Here is a 14,550-nt window from a genome sequence, read left to right on the forward strand (position 1 = left end):
TACTGCGGATCGCGGTTGGACGGGTTAAGGGCCCCAACTATCGCCGGATGTAGTAAATAGCGCCCGTCAAACCGCCGAACCATAGAGGTCATAAGCATCGGCGCGGTCGATCTTGACGGTGACGATGTCACCTTGACGCAGCGGACGGCGCGACTGGATGTGCACGGAGCCGTCGATCTCGGGCGCGTCGTATTTGGTGCGGCCCTTTGCCGATGTGCCGTGCGCCTCGTCGATCAGCACCGGCAAGCGCTTGCCGACCTTTTTGGCTAGCTGCGCCGCTGAAATCTTCTGCTGGCGCTGCATGAAGCGGTGCCAGCGCGCCTCCTTGATTTCCTGCGGGACCTGTTCGAGGCCGAGCTCGTTGGAGCGGGCGCCCCGGACCGGCTCGTATTTGAAGCAGCCGGCGCGATCGATCTTGGCCTCGTCGAGCCAGTCAAGCAGCATCTGGAAATCGTCGTCGGTCTCGCCGGGAAAGCCGACGATGAAGGTCGAGCGGATGGCGAGATCCGGGCAGATCTCGCGCCAGCCGCGGATGCGCTCCAGCGTCTTTTCGCCATGTGCCGGCCGGCGCATGTTCTTCAGCACCTGCGGCGAAGCGTGCTGGAACGGAATATCGAGATAGGGGAGGATCTTGCCATCGGCCATCAGCGGGATGACGTCGGCGACATGCGGGTAGGGGTAGACATAGTGCATGCGCACCCAGATGCCGAGCTTGCCCAGTTCCTCGGAAAGGTCGAGGAACTTAGCGCGCACTTCGCGGTCGCCGAACATGCTGGCCTGGTACTTGATGTCGATGCCGTAGGCGCTGGTGTCCTGCGAGATGACCAGGAGTTCCTTGACGCCGGCCTTGGCCAGTTTCTCGGCTTCGCGCAGCACATCGGCCGCCGGCCGCGAGACGAGGTCGCCACGCAACGCGGGAATGATGCAGAAGGTGCAGCGGTTGTTGCAGCCTTCGGAAATCTTGAGATAGGCGTAGTGGCGCGGCGTCAGCTTGACGCCTTGCGGCGGCAAGAGATCGATGTAGGGGTCGTGCGAAGGCGGCGAGGCCTCATGCACAGCGGCCATGACGCTCTCATAGGCCTGCGGTCCGGTTATCGCCAGCACATTGGGGTGCTTCTCGCGAATGACGTCGGGCTCGGCACCGAGGCAGCCGGTGACGATGACCCTGCCGTTTTCCGAAAGCGCTGAGCCGATGGCATTGAGCGACTCGTCGCGGGCGGAATCGAGAAACCCGCAAGTGTTGACGACGACAAGGTCGGCACCGTCATGCTTGCGTGCGATCTCGTAGCCTTCGGCGCGCAAGCGCGTGATGATACGCTCCGAATCCACCAGCGCCTTCGGGCATCCAAGACTGACAAAACTCACGCGGGGAGCGGACATATAGGTTTTCCGGGCTTTCAGGATTGCCGGCGCAGTACCACACTTATTACGGCAATGGTATGGGCACGCCTGCGATGCGGCAAAACGCACGGCGTTTGCACTGCGGAGCTTTCGGTCGAAGACGCGGCGGACAGCCGCCTCAGCTGACCGCGCCGTTTATATGCGGCCAGACTTCCACCGCCCCGCGATAGACCATGTCCACCGCCACATAGAGGATGATCAACAGGCCGACATAGGCGATCCAGCGGTGGCGATGCAGCAGCTTGGCAATGAAAGTCGCGGCGAGGCCCATCAGCGCGATCGACAGCACGAGACCTATGACCAGCACAGGGAAATGGTCGCGCGCAGCACCCGCGACCGCCAGCACATTGTCGAGCGACATCGACACGTCGGCGACGACAATCTGCAAGGCTGCCTGGCCGAGCGTCTTGCGCTTCGCCTTTCCGGCCACCGCCTTGTCGCTGTTGAGATCGAGGTTCGACAGCGCCTCGGTCGCTTCCAGCTCATCGGCTTGGGATGTGCGCAGCTCGCGGTACATCTTCCAGCAGACCCACAGCAGCAGGATACCGCCGGCCAGCAGCAGGCCTACGATCGCCAGCAGTTTGACGGTAACCGCGGCAAAACCGATGCGCAGCACGGTTGCCGCCAGCACACCGATGAGGATCGCATTCTTGCGTTGTTCGGCCGGCAGGCCGGCTGCGGCGAGGCCGATGACGATCGCATTGTCGCCGGCAAGCACAAGGTCGATGGCTATGACCTGCAGCAGGGCCGTCAGGCTGGCAGCGCTGAAAATGTCCATCGACCGGAAGCCCTTGCTGATTTGCCGAGTGATCCTCGATTATCCCGAGGGCCTAACTTGGCGGTCCCTTGGCGTCAAGGGATCGCTCGTGGCGACATCACCGAAGCATCGTTACGTCAAATCTGGATCAGAGGCTCCGCGGCACTCGTCGATAGCTGGGCAAAACCATGGCCGATCACAAATCAATCGTAGAGATTATATTTGGCCCAATCGGCTTCCGGTATCTCGTCGCCGATCCGGTAGCGCAGTTGCAAAACTTCCATATGGTCGGGCGCCGTCTCGCACTTGAATTTCAGCCGGTACCATTGCCCGTTGCTCCGAAACGCAGCGCCCGGGCTTTTGATTGCATCAGCGTCCATCTCGGGTGTCGCGAAGGCGTAGGCGACGACGCGATCGGCTTTGAACTTGCGGTCATCGTGGGTGATCCGGTCGAGCACTTCGGCGTCACAACGCTGTTCAAGACGGGTCTGGAGATCGAGTTTCAACAGGCCTGCGCGCAATGCACTGTCCATTGCGCTGGCCGGAAAACTCAATGTCACAGACGCCAAGGCGATCATGCAGAGCTTCTTCATGGGCGGGACAAGCACCATATTTTGTCGGAGGAATCAACCAAGGGACCACCTTGGACCCCGCAGGCATGATCAATCAAATGCTCGATGCGTTCAAAATTGCGTGTCGGGATTCATCGTGCGCCCTGTGGCCAACGGACCAGCGAAGCACGGCCGGCATCCGTGAGATCGTAGAGGCCGCGGTCGACGCGCGCGAACCAGCCGTAGACATTGTGCTGCAGGATTTTCGGCGCGATCGGCGTCAGCGCCTTCAGGTCGCGCGGCCGCTTGGGTCCGTCCACCATGGCGGCAGCGCAGGCGAGGGCGCTTTGCCGGTAGGCCGTCATGATCGGATTGCGCGATCCCCCTCCCGCAACGGGATCGCCGCGACGGCGCTGGTGCTCGTCGACCAGGCGGGAGCGCCGGCGCGCATTCTTGCGCGGCGCCTGCGCGATCGGACTGAGAAGCACTTCAACGCGGTCGGTCGCGGTCACGCCAAGCAGGCCGAAGCCAAGGCGGCGGCAGAGATTGCGAAACCGTGCATCGCTTTCGCGGCCCTTGCCCCGGGCCGACATGCGCGCGGCCAGCCAGACCTCGTCGCAGGCCGCAGCACGATCGACACCTTGCAGCACCAGCTCGAGATTGAACTGCAGCTTCAGTTCGCAGATGACGACGACGGGCGGCTCACCCTCGCGCAGTGCGACGATGTCGCAGCCGCCGATCTCGCCTTTGACGACAAAGTCGAGGCTTTCGAGGAACAGCTTCACCGGCGCATAGAGTGACGTCTCGTTCATGCCGCGAAGGTCTAGCCGATTCGACGCGAAAAGCCTCCCGCGGTGCGATCGTCCAACGCCACGTCGCCAGCACCCGGGCTGGAAATGCAGCGTCCTGCGTCCTCAAGAATGAACTTTTTCGAGGAAAGCCAGCAGAACGCTGTTGAATTGCTCAGGCCGCTGCAACGGGGCAAAATGGCTTACGCCGGACAGGATGATCAGCTCGGACGCCGGGATGCAGCGGGCGAGATAATCGGCGTGCTCGTGTTTGATGAACTCGTCATGCTCGCTTTGAACGATCGCCACAGGCACGCGTATTTGTGCCAGGTCGGCCGCGGAATAGTTGGGTTCGGTCTTCATCATCAGGCCTACGGCATCAACAAATGCAGCGAACCGGTCCGGCGTAGCCGACAATGCGGCATAGTCCTTGACGTGCCGGCCGAAACACCGGTCGAGAACCGGGCTTGGCTCGATTTCCTTCGTGCCGCTGGGATCCATGTTGCAGCCGAAGAAGAATACACCCGCGATGCGATCCGCGGCCATCATGCCTAGGATCAAAGCGACGCATGCGCCGTCGCTCCAGCCCACCACAGCCGCCTTCTTCAGCTCCAGACGGTCCATCACGGCCAGAACGTCGGAGGCCATCAGTTCGTATTTGTACGGCCGCTCATCGCGCGTGCTGCGCCCGTGGCCCCGGCTGTCGATCACCACGACGCGGTGGCCGGCCCCGACCAATGCCGGAACCTGGAATCCCCAATTGCCGCTGTGGCCGAGGCCGCCATGCAACAAAATCACGGGAGAGCCTGTCCCATAAGTCGCGTACCAGATTTCCGCACCTTCGTGCTCCACCTGGCCTTCGTTACTTGCGGCCGGAAGAGGGGCAGCGCCATACGCTTCGAATTTCTGAAGGTCGCCGTCGTGGTATTCCATGCTGAAAGGTCTCAAGGCAAACGGGAAAAACCCGCAATAACCGCTGGCGCGGCATTGCGCTCTCGCGAGTTTTACCTGTGCTTCCCGAGTTGACAAGCGCCCTGACGTGACAACCCATCGATGTCAGGCTTCGGTGCGCGGCGCTTGTCGGTTCGACAGCTTCCTGCGGGGAAGGAACGGATAGCCGGTCTGACCGATATAGGTCGAGGGGATTGGATCGTCGACGCCGTACTTCTCCGGCACTTTGTCCCCGGTGGCATTATAGGTGCCGAACATGACGTCGAGGAAAGGCAGCTGCCCGGCGAAATTCTTGTCATAGGCTTCGCGCTGGTTGGCATGGTGCCAGCGATGGAACTGCGGGCTGGCGATCAGCCACTTCAAGGGGCCGAAAGGAATCCGCACGTTTGAATGAACAAGCATTGTGTGGCCGAAGTAGATCATCGAAAAAACGGCGATCGAGGCATCGGAAAACCCAAGGAAATAGACCGGCGTCAGCGATATCGCCTTGGTGACAATGATGTCGACCGGGTGATTGTGGAAAGCCCCAAGCCAGTCCAGTTCCTCGATGCCGTGGTGAACTGCGTGGAATTTCCAAAGCGCGGGGATTTTATGGAAAGCCCTATGTGCCCAATAGACGCCGATATCGGTGATCAGGATGATTTCCGCAACCTGCAGCCAGACGCGCTGGCCACTGACGGCTTGGGTTATCGATTGCGGGACAAGGATCGCAGCGAAGCCGAGGACACCGGCCGCCATCATGGCCATGGCCATCTTTATGAAGAAGCCGTTGAACAGCATGTAGATCAGATCGACGATCAGGCCCTTGCGGAAAACCTTCTGCGGCCGCTCGGCAAACAGGTTCTCGAACGGAATGAAGATCAGCGCGCAGATCAACAGTGCCTTGATGCCAAAGATATCCATTCATTCGCCCCAGCGCGCCGCCTGCGCCTCTGAGAAGAACCACATCTCCCCTTTCCAAAGGCTAAAGGTTCTGTGTTCGCGCAGAGGCAAAACGCAAACGCAAACCGTGAGCATGAAATCATTATTAAATTATTGATTTTATTTGTATTTATGTGACCATCATGTCAGGGCGCAAAGCCGCGCTTGATGCAATCGACCAGCGCCCTTGCCGGGGCGGATGCGCGCCAGGTCGTGCTAGATATCAAGGCGTCCAGGCGGGTCTGTGCGTCCAGGCTCGCCTTTTGCGCACGTTCAATTTCCTCGGCCTGCTGCGAATTCTCAGAACGCAGGCGCTCAAGTTCAGCATGGATTTTGGGCGAGTGCACGCTGGCTATATGAGACCATAGCTGCCGTTGTGATCGGTCCAAGTAACTCTGCCGATCCAATGCGTGAGGCTGAAGCTGATTCTGGACTGCAGATGCGAGCTTCCCGAGACCCATAACGGCCACCGTGTCCGGCAGGAACACCGTCTCATGGGTGATACCTAGATGATCGAGGAAGCGTTCCGCATTGACAATAGCGTCCGCGATCAGGTTGGCGTCGTGGAAGGAAATAATGCACTCCGATTTCATAAGCGGTAAAACACCGACAAAGTCCGAAAAACAGGCCGTGTTCGTGTGTTCTCCGTCGATCAGCGCGAGCGTGGCCCTGGGCTCGATCACCTCGGGCCGCACATCGGAGACATCTAGGTCAACTGTGATAAGTTTAGCCATTTCGGTGGGGGGAACCCAATCCGAAAGCACGGCGATCATCCGAGCCGCCGAGTTTTCAGGATAGTGAAAGACCTGTGCACGCTCGTCAGGCTGCGTCGCGGGTCGCGGGTCGACCGATATCGCAGCCTCGCAGGCTGGATCGAGCAGGTGTGGGAACAGGCTACCGCCGATATGTGAACCAACCTCAAGGTAGACATAATGGCCGAGCACCGAACGAGCAAAGTTCTGCACGCGCAGGAAACTCGTTCGGTCACAGAGGGTGCTCTCGGTTTTGACTTGGAAAATAGCAATGTCGAGCGTCTCGATCATGCCTATCGCTTGATCTGCGGTTGGCATTGGGTAGCTCCCTGGATTACTGGGTTGCAGCTCGCTTGCACGGGCAATTGGTTAGACCGTCGCAAAAAATGACTGTAGCTCAGTTGCACTTTGGCTCGAAGTCCGCAACAGCATATTCAATTCGAAAAACGTGACGCCTTGAAGGGTCGACTATGAACCGCCTCTATACAGATCTTCTTATCAAGGTCATTGCCAATACGATTTACGGCTCCGCTTCGCAGGTGATCGATCCCTCGAAAATGGGAGAGACGACCCCCTTCAATCGCGAAGATCGTCTCCTGGGCCGCGATTGGCCGGCGGTTGCCCATTCCATGGCGGGCATAAAACGCTTGACGAATGTGCGTGACCTTGTCCAGCGAGTCATCGATGAGAATGTGCCAGGAGATCTCATCGAAACCGGCGTCTGGCGAGGTGGCTGCTGTATCCTCATGAGGGGAGTGTTGGCTGCCAATGAGGTCAAGAACAGGAAGATCTATGTTGCCGACTCGTTCGACGGTTTGCCACCGCCGGATGCCGGGAATTTTCCAGCCGACAGTGGTGACCGGCTACACGAATACCGCCAATTGGCGATCGATCAGGCGCAGGTTGAATCCAACTTTGCCGCCTACGACCTTTTGGATGACCAGGTGGTCTTCGTCAAAGGCCTGTTTGGTGACACCTTGCCTGAGCGGGTGGCGGGTCCATTAGCTCTCATCCGTCTGGACGGCGACATGTACGAGTCGACAATGGATAGCCTTGAGGCGCTTTATCCGAGGTTGTCGCCCGGCGGGTTCGCGATCATCGACGACCTTGCGCATCCACCATGCCGGCAGGCGGTCGATGACTATCGCGCATGCAACGCCATCGAAGCCGAGGTACACGAGATAGACTGGACCGGCGGTTGGTGGCAAAAGCCAGTCACCGGCAATTAAGCACGGAAGCGCGATGAAACAGAACCACGTGTCCGTCGTTGTTGTCGCGTACAACATTCCCCGAGAACTGCCCCGAACTTTACTTTCGCTTGCGTCGCCCTACCAGCAAGGCGTGACATCGGATGACTACGAGGTCATTGTCGTCGACAACGGATCGTCACCGGCCATCAGCGAGAGCCTGGTCGCGGAATATGGGCCGAACTTTCGCCTGCTGCGCATCGATGATGCATCACCTTCGCCAGCGGCCGCCGTCAACCGCGGAATCAAGGCGGCCAGGGGTGACAAAATCGGCATGATGATTGACGGCGCGCGCATCGTGACGCCCGGTTTGGTGCATTTCGCACGCATCGGCGTGGATATGGCCCCAACGGCGGTCGTGGCAGCGCCCGGCTGGTATCTTGGAAGTGATGTCCAGGTGAATGCGCCTGGGAACGGTTATACAAGGGCCATCGAGGATTCGCTTTTGCAATCAATCCGATGGCCGGATGATGGATATCGGCTGTTCGAGATCGGGACGATGGATGAATCGTCGGTGGATCCGTGGTTTTCGCCTATAGCCGAAGCGAATGCCCTTTTCATGCACCGGGAGAGCTGGCATGCCATCCATGGCGTGGACGAACGCTTCAGCTATCCGGGAGGTGGCCTCGTCAACCTCGACACTCTGGAACGTGCAATGAAGCTGCCGCAGGCAAGGCTCATCCTCACGCTGGGAGAGGCAACATTTCACCAATTGCACGGCGGTGTCTCCACCAATGCAAGCGTCGAGATGCAACCAAAAAACTGGCCCCTCTGGAAAGCCGAACGGGATGCATTGAGAGGGCCAGGGGATCTTCTCCTACACATCCCCTCGGCGTTCGTGGGAACCTTGCCTGCGTCGCTGCTTCCGCACTTTGCCCGTGCCATGATTGCGTCTCCGCACGGCGTCGCACCGGCCACGGCCGCCGGCTTCAGGGCGCAATTAAAGCCATCGGACGAGCCCGCTCCAACGAACCGGACTTCGGCGGCACTCGTCACGTTGGCCAATGTCCAATTCGAGCGCGGAAACTACAAGGCGGCGGCAGACATCGTTCGCCTGGCAAGCAGCCATGCACCCGCCGATCTTGCAGCGTCGCGACTTCTTTTGTCCGCCGGCGTTCTTTCACGGAGCAGCCACGCACGAGATGCCACCTACTTTATGGCGATCGGCGATGCACACCGCGCCATCGGTGCGAACGAGACGGCTGAAGTTCAATACCGCAACGCGCTAGCGCTTGCCGCTGATAGCGTGGACGCCCATATCGGGTTGGCCAGCATACGGATGTCGGGACCCTCTTACTACGATTGGCTGGAGCGTCTCTACGCAGAACTGAAGCCCGCTGTCGTGGTTGAGATAGGGGTCTATGACGGCGTATCGCTTTCCAAGATCAAGGCTCCGTCCCTTGCAATAGGCATCGATCCAAATCCACGTGCCACAGTGGCGCTCGGCGCGGAGACGCACATTTTTCCTGAGACGAGCGACGCCTTCTTTGATCGTGGCGCTGCAGACCTCCTGCTTGGCAGCCGCCGGGTTGGTGTCGGGTTCATCGACGGGCTACACACCTTCGTCCAGGTGCTGCGCGATTTTGCGAACCTTGAACGCTACTGCGACGCCAGTTCGGTTCTGCTCGTACATGACACAGCGCCGCTAGACGACGCGACGCAAAGGGTGCCGCCAACAACGCAATTCCACACCGGCGATGTGTGGAAATTGGTTCCAGCGCTCAAGACGCTTCGCCCGGATCTCGACGTGTTCACCATTGCCGCGCCCTGGACCGGCCTCAGCGTCATATCCGGCTTTGGTAAGGACAAATACGATCGTTCATGGATCGTCGATGCGGTCAAACGCTTCGCAAATATGGAATTTGTTGAGATCCAGCCAAGCCTCGACGAATCCCTTTGCATGGTCGCAAATGAATGGGAGCCCGTGTTTGCGCGGCTCAGAGCCAACCTCGTCGGCAAAGGGCGTGACAGTCACAATCAAAGCAGCTGGCGGCGGCAAGTTGCGAGGCTGAGGAGAAGACTGCGGTGAGCGGGTTCTTGCACAAGTACTTTTTGAACAACAGTGGCAAGGAGATGTACAAATGGCTGCACTATTTCGACGTTTATGAACGTCATTTCGAACGGTTCCGGAACCAACGGCCAATCGTTGTTGAAATCGGCGTCTATAAGGGAGGTTCTCTTGAGATGTGGCGCGCATATTTCGGCGAGGGTGCGCGAATTGTTGGCATCGATATCGATCCTACATGCAAGGTACACGAATCCGATGGAATAGAGGTCTTCATTGGGAGTCAAGATGATCCGCAACTTCTCGATCGGATCGTTGAAAAGTATGGCCCTATCGACATCGTCATCGATGACGGAAGCCACATGATGGATCATGTCATCGCGACATTCGAGCATCTCTACCATCACGTACAGCCGAACGGGGTCTATTTCGTCGAGGACACACACACAAGCTATTGGGATGATTACGGTGGCGGACTGCGCAAGGTAGGTTCGTTCATGGAATTCGCCAAGGGAAAGCTCGACGAGATCAACGCACATCACGCACGCGGCGTCCTCGCGGCGAGTGCTTTCACCCACACAACAGACGCGATCTGTGTCTATGACAGCATTGTCGTCTTTGAAAAACGGCCGCAGGGCAGACGTCAGTCTCTCTTGACCGGTCAGGGATAGATCTATTCCGGGCAGGATTTGCGAGTTGGGCTTATCTGGTCGACGAAACTGGCATGGGGAGGAACCGAAACGGTGCGGAAGCCGTCGCATGGAGTATCCGCGTAAGCATTTGTCTTTAAATGATCTTATCTGAGCTAGAGCGTCGGACGTTCAGTTTGAATCGCGAGGGATTCCAGTGAGGCGTGGTTCATGATTCACTTCCTGTAGGAGGTGATTTGCCATGCCCAAGCCCTATTCGCTCGATTTGCGTGAACGTGTTGTGCGGTTTGTCGAGGCTGGCCACTCGCGGCCTGCGGCGGCGGCACATTTTGGGGTGTCGGTTTCGTTTGTCGTGATCCTGATGAGGAACTATCGAAAGACCGAGAGCCTTGCGCCCAAGGCCAGCGGTGGCCGCCGCCATTCCAAGCTCGACCCGCATCGAGCGTTCCTGCTTGGCCCTGTGGCCGAGAAGGATGACATCACCATGCCGGAGCTTGCCGCCGAACTGGCCGCTGCTACAGACGTCCAGGTCGCTCCTGCCTCGATCTCGCGCTGGCTCATCAGGAATGGCTATCGCTTAAAAAAAAACGCTGCTGGCCAGCGAGCAAGATCGTCCCGACGTCAGCAAGGCGCGGCAGGAGTGGCAGACCAGGCGTCAGCCGCGGATGCGGCTTAAGCCACATCGGCTGGTGTTCATCGACGAAACCGGGACCACTACGAAGATGACACGTCTGCGCGGCCGCTGCCTAAAGGGCCATCGGCTGCGCTCAAAGGCACCGTTCGGGCATTGGAAGACGCAGACCTTCATCGCCGGGTTGCGCTGTCATGGGCTCACGGCCCCTTTTGGTATCGACATGCCGATGAACCGGCGCATCTTCGAAACCTATGTCGAAACGCAGCTCGCTCCGACGCTGGCAAAGGGCGATGTCGTCATCCTCGACAATCTCGCTGCCCACAAGAGCCCGGCCGCCGAGGCAGCGATCCGGGCCAGAGGCGCATGGCTGCTCTTCCTGCCGCCCTACAGCCCAGATCTCAATCCCATCGAAATGGCATTCGCCAAGCTCAAGGCGCACCTGCGCGCAAAGGCCATCAGAACCATCGACGCCCTGTGGCAGGCCATTGGCGATATCTGCAATCTCTTCTCTCCAACAGAATGCAGAAATTACTTCGCAGCCGCAGGGTATGGACTCACATGAAAGTCCGCCGCTCTAGTTGTGAGCTTTCAAGGGTTGTCCATTCGGACCGGACCGAGGAGACTGGAGTTACCAAGCTGCAGCACTCACCGGAGGGTCCGAATGGACAACCCTCTGAAAGCTCACACTTAGGTACAGACTGTTACCCATGTCTCCGGGCTGGACAAGTTGACTGGCGGAGGAAGTGGGATTCGAACCCACGGTGAGCTTGCACCCACGCCGGTTTTCAAGACCGGTGCCTTAAACCGCTCGGCCATTCCTCCATCGTGATTTTTCATCACTTAGGCTTGCTCGTCCGGCCGGTTTTGACCTGTTGGCACCGGATTGGCACCGAAGGCGTTGCCGACTGGTTCGTGCTTCATTCCTGTAGTGCGGCATTGAGGGCTGCGTCAACCACCGCTGCGGTGCCTTCCAACTGCCCGGCATCATGGGCGCATAAATATTCAGCGTACCGACGGATTGCGTGGTCGGGCTCTTCGGCTGCTTGGCGTGTAAGGCCGCGGGCCGGCCGGTGTTCTTCACATGCATTCCTGAAGGCCAACAGAGGGTGCGCAATCAGGACTGGAAGCCAACATTCGAGCGAGCCAAAACGGCTTAACGGAACATTAGCGATCTCTAACGGTTGTGCTTGCGGCAGGCGATGCTCAGCCCATCACTGCTGAAGATCGGGATGCGCAAGGTCCGATCGGCTCCGCAAATGGCGCGGGTTCCGGGGAGGGCATAAGATGAAAGACACGCCGGTAACAACCTACGTTGTCAGCGTGTTCGAGAAACCGCATTGGCGGACCGTGCTGACCACCAAGGACAAGGCCAAAGCCCTGGCGATGGCCAAGGAGATCGGCGACAAGGTGCGAGTTCAAGAAATTACGCCGAAGCCGAAGAAGCGCTAAGGGGGCCGCCCCAATAGGCGATCCAATGGGAAGCCCGCAATCCGGCCCGAACCCCTAATCGATGAAAAGCCCGCCACGGGAGCGACCTGCGGCGGGCTTTTGGAGTGGCTACATCCCTAAGGAATCGACCGCTTGTAGTCGTATTGTGAACTGCGAGATCGCGTTAGCCTATGGTGTGATCGCGGAAGGGAGGCGAGCACTGGTGCGGTTAGTGACCCATAATGGGTCAATCAATTTGGCACCGCAATTGCGTCGAGGCGATTGTGGGTGGGGAAGGGCCCGTCGCCTCGCAAATGAGGCGGCGGGCCTTCGATTAAGCGGTCTGTCGATGCGGCCTGGACTTGTTACGGCCGCGAGGGTCGCGTGCCGCAGTTAGCCACAAGCCACTTTCTGGAAAGGGAGCGGCTTGCGACTTCAGCAAGACGATAATGGCCGGCAACCTAGTCAGGTTGGAGATGGCGCCGGCCAAACAAATCGAGCCGAGTCGTGGTCGCGGAAGGCTAGCGCGTCGATTGTTTCTTGGCTTGTGCGGCGACTGCACAGAGGAAAGCCAATGCTGCCGCATCGCAGGCCGTTCGTGATGGGCCCTTGGCGAAAAGAACGGCGTCCGCAGCGCGTAACGTCAAGCCATGTTTTTTGGCGAAAGAGGTAACTTCGTAAGGCTGATCCTCTTCAGAACGATGGATGCCGAAATCGTAATTCATGCGCTATATCCTCCCGGTTCGCTACCTTTCCCTCCTCGCCCTGAGGCTAAATTAACAGCCGGTGTGTCCCGCGAGCTAGCAATTAGGGGTTGTGTAAAACGATATAACTCCGCCCCGGCTACATCTTGTTGTTGTCGATGACGCCGGCCTCGCCGTCGGGCAAGGAGGTGGTCACTTTGGGCCACGTCCGAACCATGAGGCCGGCGCCTTCGCCATTCATTGCGTCGACAATGTGGGCCGCGTAGGCAGCGACGCAAAGCCGTGACTTTTCGGGGTGGTCGGCATGGCGGCAGCGTCACAATCTTGCCCGGTTCTGGCCACAATCGGTTAATATCGTGATAAACAATTCCTGCGCACAAGGGATCGGGGTTCAAGGCGTCTTTTATATTCGTCGAGTAAGTGTTTTGGCATCCTCTGATGCTTGAACGCGGCGTCCTAGGTCGAGACTGAAGGGGACATCAGGAAAATGCAGGCTGCGACGCACCCGCGCCTTCGTCGCGCTACCACAGTTGCGTTGTTTGCCGTTTCGGCCGCCTTGCTGGCGGCGTGCGCGTCGCAGCATGAGCCGAAAGCGATGCTCTACAAGAAGACCCGCTCCAAAGAATATTTTTCCGAATCCGAATATGGCGTGAAGGCAAGCCCGCGCGTGTTCTCCAAGAACGGGCGCATGCAACGCGGCGGCGGCCGTGACCAGCTTGGCAAACCCTATCAGGTTCGCGGCAAGTGGTATTACCCCCGGGAAGACAAGCGCTACGCCAAGGTCGGCCTGGCTTCCTGGTATGGCGACGCCTTCCACGGCCGGCTTACCGCCAACGGCGAAGTCTACGACATGACCCACCTGACGGCGGCGCATCCGACCATGCCGCTGCCAAGCTATGCGCGCGTCACCAATCTCGCGACCGGCAGTTCGGTCATCGTTCGCGTCAACGATCGCGGCCCGTATCACGAAGGCCGCATCATCGATGTGTCGGAGCGCGCCGCCCAGATGCTTGACTACGCCAACACCGGCACCGCTCAAGTGAAGGTCGAATATGTCGGCCGTGCACCGCTCGACGGTGATGACGACCAGTATCTGATGGCCTCCTACCACCCCGGCAACAGGGCGCCGGATCCGTCGGATGGATTGCCGACCGGCGTCATGGTGGCCATGAACGGACCGTCGCCAAGCCTGCCTGCCGGCGCTGCCGCCATGCCGTTTCCGGGTCAGTTGACCGATTCCGGTGTCGCCCAGCCGGACATGTCGGCGCAGGCGCCGGATTACGTCGATCTGACGCTGCCCGAATTCGGCCCGATCGTGCCGGAGCGCCCGGAAATCAATTTGCCGCGGCAATCTCCGTTTGCCGTGGCCTCGCTGTCCTATGCGGACGAGCGGGTCGAACGCGCCTCCAATGCGTTCGCCGCACTGGGTGGCGATGGTATGTCGCCGGCCGATGTCCTTCAATCATGGAAGCGACAGCCGCAGGGTTCGGCTACCGACTACGTCGCTGCCGGTTCGTTCGAGGGTATAGCGGAGGCCAAGCGCATTGCCGCTCAGCTTGCCGCATTCGGCAAGATCGAGATCCAGCGTTCGGAACTCGATGGCGAGGATTGGTATTCGGTCAATCTCTATCCCGACGGCCACAGCAATCTGGATGATTTGCTGCAGGCAGCATGGTCGCATGGCGCGCCGGATGCGCTGGCTGTGCGCAACTGAGCGGAGGCCAGGCCGGATTTCCGCTGTGCGGTTGATCCGGCCCGCAA

General features: G+C 59.2%; 14 protein-coding genes and 1 tRNA gene. 6 read left to right on the forward strand and 9 right to left on the reverse strand.

What is annotated here, in order from left to right:
• Nucleotides 1-66: 66 nt before the first annotated feature.
• The 7 genes from rimO to X744_RS163470 form a co-directional block, all read right to left on the reverse strand.
• The gene (gene rimO / locus X744_RS163495) at nt 67-1,380 is read right to left on the reverse strand and encodes a 30S ribosomal protein S12 methylthiotransferase RimO (RefSeq protein WP_023757813.1); all 1,314 of its coding nucleotides are present in this window, start codon (nt 1,378-1,380) and stop codon (nt 67-69) included.
• 139 nt (nt 1,381-1,519) lie between these two features.
• On the reverse strand, nt 1,520-2,179 hold the full coding sequence (locus X744_RS163490) for a TerC family protein (RefSeq protein ID WP_023757814.1): 660 nt from the start codon (nt 2,177-2,179) through the stop codon (nt 1,520-1,522).
• Between the two features lie 182 nt (nt 2,180-2,361).
• Nucleotides 2,362-2,769: a DUF930 domain-containing protein gene (locus X744_RS163485; protein ID WP_032907007.1), complete on the reverse strand. Its 408-nt coding sequence runs from the start codon at nt 2,767-2,769 to the stop codon at nt 2,362-2,364.
• A gap of 92 nt (nt 2,770-2,861) precedes the next feature.
• Nucleotides 2,862-3,521 (reverse strand): DUF2161 domain-containing phosphodiesterase, encoded by a 660-nt coding sequence (locus X744_RS24270; RefSeq protein WP_023757816.1) that lies wholly within the window; start codon nt 3,519-3,521, stop codon nt 2,862-2,864.
• Between the two features lie 102 nt (nt 3,522-3,623).
• Complete coding sequence (locus X744_RS163480) at nt 3,624-4,430, reverse strand: alpha/beta hydrolase (RefSeq protein ID WP_023757817.1); 807 nt, start codon at nt 4,428-4,430, stop codon at nt 3,624-3,626.
• A gap of 123 nt (nt 4,431-4,553) precedes the next feature.
• The gene (locus tag X744_RS163475; RefSeq protein ID WP_023757818.1) at nt 4,554-5,351 is read right to left on the reverse strand and encodes a sterol desaturase family protein; all 798 of its coding nucleotides are present in this window, start codon (nt 5,349-5,351) and stop codon (nt 4,554-4,556) included.
• A gap of 164 nt (nt 5,352-5,515) precedes the next feature.
• Nucleotides 5,516-6,439: a class I SAM-dependent methyltransferase gene (locus X744_RS163470; protein ID WP_023757819.1), complete on the reverse strand. Its 924-nt coding sequence runs from the start codon at nt 6,437-6,439 to the stop codon at nt 5,516-5,518.
• Nucleotides 6,440-6,591: 152 nt separating this feature from the next.
• Here X744_RS163470 and X744_RS163465 point away from each other — a divergent pair, with 152 nt between their 5' ends.
• From X744_RS163465 to X744_RS1000000171565, 4 genes are all read left to right on the forward strand, one after another.
• Nucleotides 6,592-7,350 (forward strand): TylF/MycF/NovP-related O-methyltransferase, encoded by a 759-nt coding sequence (locus X744_RS163465; RefSeq protein WP_023757820.1) that lies wholly within the window; start codon nt 6,592-6,594, stop codon nt 7,348-7,350.
• 13 nt (nt 7,351-7,363) lie between these two features.
• Entirely contained in the window at nt 7,364-9,397 is a 2,034-nt protein-coding gene (locus X744_RS1000000170855) for a glycosyltransferase (protein ID WP_050589480.1), read from the forward strand.
• Nucleotides 9,394-10,044, forward strand: a complete 651-nt coding sequence (locus tag X744_RS163460; RefSeq protein ID WP_032907009.1) for a class I SAM-dependent methyltransferase — start codon at nt 9,394-9,396, stop codon at nt 10,042-10,044. The genes X744_RS1000000170855 and X744_RS163460 overlap by 4 nt, the downstream gene beginning before the upstream one ends.
• Before the next feature lie 220 nt (nt 10,045-10,264).
• Nucleotides 10,265-11,219, forward strand: a protein-coding gene (locus X744_RS1000000171565) for an IS630 family transposase (protein WP_245266439.1) whose coding sequence is annotated in 2 segments (ribosomal slippage) — nt 10,265-10,620 and nt 10,619-11,219 — 957 coding nt in all. Because the reading frame shifts where the segments join, the coding sequence is not laid out codon by codon here.
• A 170-nt stretch (nt 11,220-11,389) separates the two neighbouring features.
• On the opposite strand, the gene X744_RS163445 is transcribed toward X744_RS1000000171565, so the two are convergent.
• A tRNA-Ser gene (locus tag X744_RS163445) sits at nt 11,390-11,479 on the reverse strand.
• A gap of 462 nt (nt 11,480-11,941) precedes the next feature.
• On the opposite strand from X744_RS163445, the gene X744_RS1000000174345 reads away from it, so the two are divergent.
• Nucleotides 11,942-12,106: a hypothetical protein gene (locus tag X744_RS1000000174345; protein WP_023757824.1), complete on the forward strand. Its 165-nt coding sequence runs from the start codon at nt 11,942-11,944 to the stop codon at nt 12,104-12,106.
• Between the two features lie 500 nt (nt 12,107-12,606).
• Here X744_RS1000000174345 and X744_RS0136020 read toward each other — a convergent pair whose 3' ends face one another.
• Complete coding sequence (locus X744_RS0136020; protein ID WP_032907011.1) at nt 12,607-12,810, reverse strand: hypothetical protein; 204 nt, start codon at nt 12,808-12,810, stop codon at nt 12,607-12,609.
• A 466-nt stretch (nt 12,811-13,276) separates the two neighbouring features.
• On the opposite strand from X744_RS0136020, the gene X744_RS163440 reads away from it, so the two are divergent.
• Entirely contained in the window at nt 13,277-14,503 is a 1,227-nt protein-coding gene (locus X744_RS163440; RefSeq protein ID WP_023757826.1) for a septal ring lytic transglycosylase RlpA family protein, read from the forward strand.
• The last annotated feature ends 47 nt before the right edge of the window (nt 14,504-14,550 follow it).

This window comes from Mesorhizobium sp. LNHC252B00, assembly GCF_000502955.1.
Taxonomy (GTDB): domain Bacteria; phylum Pseudomonadota; class Alphaproteobacteria; order Rhizobiales; family Rhizobiaceae; genus Mesorhizobium.

Excerpts from the sequence above, each read along its gene's own strand:
- rimO (WP_023757813.1), bottom strand. The coding sequence starts at position 1,380 with ATGTCCGCTCCCCGCGTGAGTTTTGTCAGTCTTGGATGCCCGAAGGCG.
- X744_RS163490 (WP_023757814.1), bottom strand. The coding sequence starts at position 2,179 with ATGGACATTTTCAGCGCTGCCAGCCTGACGGCCCTGCTGCAGGTCATA.
- X744_RS163485 (WP_032907007.1), bottom strand. The coding sequence starts at position 2,769 with ATGGTGCTTGTCCCGCCCATGAAGAAGCTCTGCATGATCGCCTTGGCG.
- X744_RS24270 (WP_023757816.1), bottom strand. The coding sequence starts at position 3,521 with ATGAACGAGACGTCACTCTATGCGCCGGTGAAGCTGTTCCTCGAAAGC.
- X744_RS163480 (WP_023757817.1), bottom strand. The coding sequence starts at position 4,430 with ATGGAATACCACGACGGCGACCTTCAGAAATTCGAAGCGTATGGCGCT.
- X744_RS163475 (WP_023757818.1), bottom strand. The coding sequence starts at position 5,351 with ATGGATATCTTTGGCATCAAGGCACTGTTGATCTGCGCGCTGATCTTC.
- X744_RS163470 (WP_023757819.1), bottom strand. The coding sequence starts at position 6,439 with ATGCCAACCGCAGATCAAGCGATAGGCATGATCGAGACGCTCGACATT.
- X744_RS163465 (WP_023757820.1), top strand. The coding sequence starts at position 6,592 with ATGAACCGCCTCTATACAGATCTTCTTATCAAGGTCATTGCCAATACG.
- X744_RS1000000170855 (WP_050589480.1), top strand. The coding sequence starts at position 7,364 with ATGAAACAGAACCACGTGTCCGTCGTTGTTGTCGCGTACAACATTCCC.
- X744_RS1000000174345 (WP_023757824.1), top strand. The coding sequence starts at position 11,942 with ATGAAAGACACGCCGGTAACAACCTACGTTGTCAGCGTGTTCGAGAAA.
- X744_RS0136020 (WP_032907011.1), bottom strand. The coding sequence starts at position 12,810 with ATGAATTACGATTTCGGCATCCATCGTTCTGAAGAGGATCAGCCTTAC.
- X744_RS163440 (WP_023757826.1), top strand. The coding sequence starts at position 13,277 with ATGCAGGCTGCGACGCACCCGCGCCTTCGTCGCGCTACCACAGTTGCG.